The organism is Streptomyces sp. NPDC059900, assembly GCF_050270335.1.
GTDB lineage: Bacteria > Actinomycetota > Actinomycetes > Streptomycetales > Streptomycetaceae > Streptomyces.
Map to the genome: position 1 here is coordinate 1 of NZ_JBNNJZ010000863.1, position 2,541 is coordinate 2,541.

General features: G+C 69.2%; 2 protein-coding genes. Both read left to right on the forward strand.

Annotated features, from left to right (window positions below; translation table 11 throughout):
* A partial coding sequence (locus ACQKIP_RS45030) for a CHAT domain-containing protein (RefSeq protein WP_427745651.1) occupies positions 1 to 832 on the forward strand: 832 nt, incomplete at its 5' end.
* Between the two features lie 345 nt (positions 833 to 1,177).
* Positions 1,178 to 2,326 (forward strand): agmatine deiminase family protein, encoded by a 1,149-nt coding sequence (locus tag ACQKIP_RS45035; RefSeq protein WP_365864315.1) that lies wholly within the window; start codon positions 1,178 to 1,180, stop codon positions 2,324 to 2,326.
* The last annotated feature ends 215 nt before the right edge of the window (positions 2,327 to 2,541 follow it).

Sequence of the window (2,541 nt, forward strand, 5' to 3'; positions counted from 1 at the left end):
GCCCCGGGTGTGGTGGGCTCCGGGCGGACTTCTGGGCCTGCTGCCGCTGCACACGGCGGGCTTTCACAGCGCCCCGGACGACGAACCTGAGCGGCGCACCGTCATGGACCGCGTCGTCTCTTCCTACACCCCCACCATCCGGGCGCTGCGCCATGCCCGCAGAGACCGGCCGCCCGTCACCGAACGCTCGCGATCCCTGATCGTCGCCATGCCCAGCACCCCCGGGCTCAGTCCGCTGCACCACGCAGGCGAAGAAGCCGAGCGGATCCGGTCCTTCCTCCCCGGCCCGCTACCACTCACAGGGACCGGCTCCCCGCCCGGCGGCAACGCGCAGCCCCGCAACACCCCGACCACAGCCAGGGTGCTGGCCGCTCTGCCCCAGTGCGCCATCACGCACTTCGCCTGCCACGCCGCGAGCGACGGCACCGACCCCTCACAGAGCCGTCTGCTCCTGCACGACCACGCCACCACCCCCCTCACCGTCGCCGCCCTGGCCAAGATCGACCTCGACCGGGCACAGCTGGCCTACCTCTCGGCCTGCGGCACCGCCGACCCCGGCAACCTCCTCCTGCTGGACGAGGCCATTCATCTCGCCGGAGCGTTCCAACTCGCGGGCTTCTCCCATGTCATCGGAACCCTGTGGCCGATCAACGACCGGCCGGCCGCTGACATCGCCGAGCTGTTCTACACCCGCCTCGCCGCGCACACGCCCGGCGGAACAATCGCTCCCTCCCACTCCGCCGAAGCGCTGCACGAGGCCATCCGGACCATGCGTGACCGCTACCCGTCGATGCCATCCCTGTGGGCGGGCTTCCTTCACTCGGGGGCTTGAAAGCCCAGCCGGTGAGCGGCACATGTCGGGCCTCCCTGTGCATCGGTTCCGTCTCGACGCCCCAGGCCGTGGACCGCCGGTGGGGGCTTCAGCACGCAAACTGACGTTTCAGTCAGTGTCGCTCTACCAGATCCACGAGGGCATATAGGGCTGCGGCGACGGCACCTCCCGCCCCCGAACGAGAGTTTCCCCCTCTCAACTTTGACTGAATTTTCAGTTTGTGTCAGAGTCGAGTCAGCGACCGGTTCCGTCCGCCTCAGCTCGTCACACCCGGCGCCCGTGCTCGCCGAGCGTCACACCCTTCGGACGAATACGTTGGCCCCACCACGATGATCGGAGCTCACCGTGTCTCCCCTCCTCCCCTCGCGCCGCTCAGCCCTCCGCGCATTCGGCGGAATCGGAGCCGTCGTCCTGGGCGCATCCGCCTGCGGCCCCGGCGACGATCTGCTGAGCACCTCCGGCAACCAGGACACCGCGGCCGAGGGGCTGCGCATGGGTGCCGAGTGGGAGAGCCACGCACGCACCTTCATGTCGTGGCCCGCCCTGGACTCCGTATGGGCCGAGGACCTGCCCTACGTACGCGAGGACATAGCCCGCATCGCCCGTGCCATCGGCGAATACGAGTACGTCGTGATGATGGCAAGGCCCCAGCAGGTGAAGGCCGCCCAGAAGGCGTGCGGACGCGACGTCGAGGTCATCGAGCTGCCCGTCGACGACCTGTGGGCCCGCGACACCGTCCCCGTCTTCGTCGAGCAGGGCGGCAAGGTCACCGGCGTCGACCTCAACTTCAACGGGTGGGGCAACAAGCAGACCCACACCAACGACGGCAAGGTCGGCCGCACCCTGCTGGCCGAGTACGACATCCCCCGCAGGCGGGCTCCCTTCGTCGCCGAGGGCGGCTCCTTCGAGCCCGACGGCGAGGGCACCCTGCTCATCACCGAGAGCTCGATCGTCAACGACAACCGCAACCGAGGCAAGAACCGGGACCAGATCGAGGCCGAGATCAAGAAGACCCTGGGCGTCAAGAAGGTCATCTGGCTCAAGGGCGTACGCGGCCAGGACATCACCGACGCCCACGTCGACAGTCTCGTCCGCTTCACCGCCCCCGGCGTCGTGCTCCTGGACCGGGCGCACCCCGACACCCCCGCCGATTCCTGGTCGCGCGCCGCCGACCAGGCCAAGGCCGTGCTCAGCGAGGCGACGGACGCCCAGGGCCGCCGCTTCGAGGTGATCGATCTGCCGCAGCCCGACCTGTACGAGATCACCGGCGAGGGCGACGACTTCGTGTCCACCTACGCCAACTTCTACATCGCCAACGACTCCGTGTTCATGCCCAAGTTCGGCGACCGCAAGGCCGACAAGCGCGCCAAGAGCATCCTCCAGGAGCACTTCCCCAAGCGGGACATCGTGCCGGTGGCCATCGACACCATCGCCTCCGGCGGCGGTGGCATCCACTGCTCCACGCACGACCAGCCGGGCAAGCCGGTCGACTGACCCCCGGCCGACCGGACAGGAGGCATCCCGCCGGCCAGGCTGCCGTGGCCCCGGCTTTGCGGCGCGGTGCACACACGGTCCCCGCGGCGTGAGAGCCGCAGGGACCGTGTATGCGGTCAGTGGCCTGCGACGACTCCCGACAGTTCGTTGGTGCTCTCCGGCAGGGTGACGGAGGTCGTCTTCTTGCCGGTCGCCAGGTCGATGGCGTGCAGGGC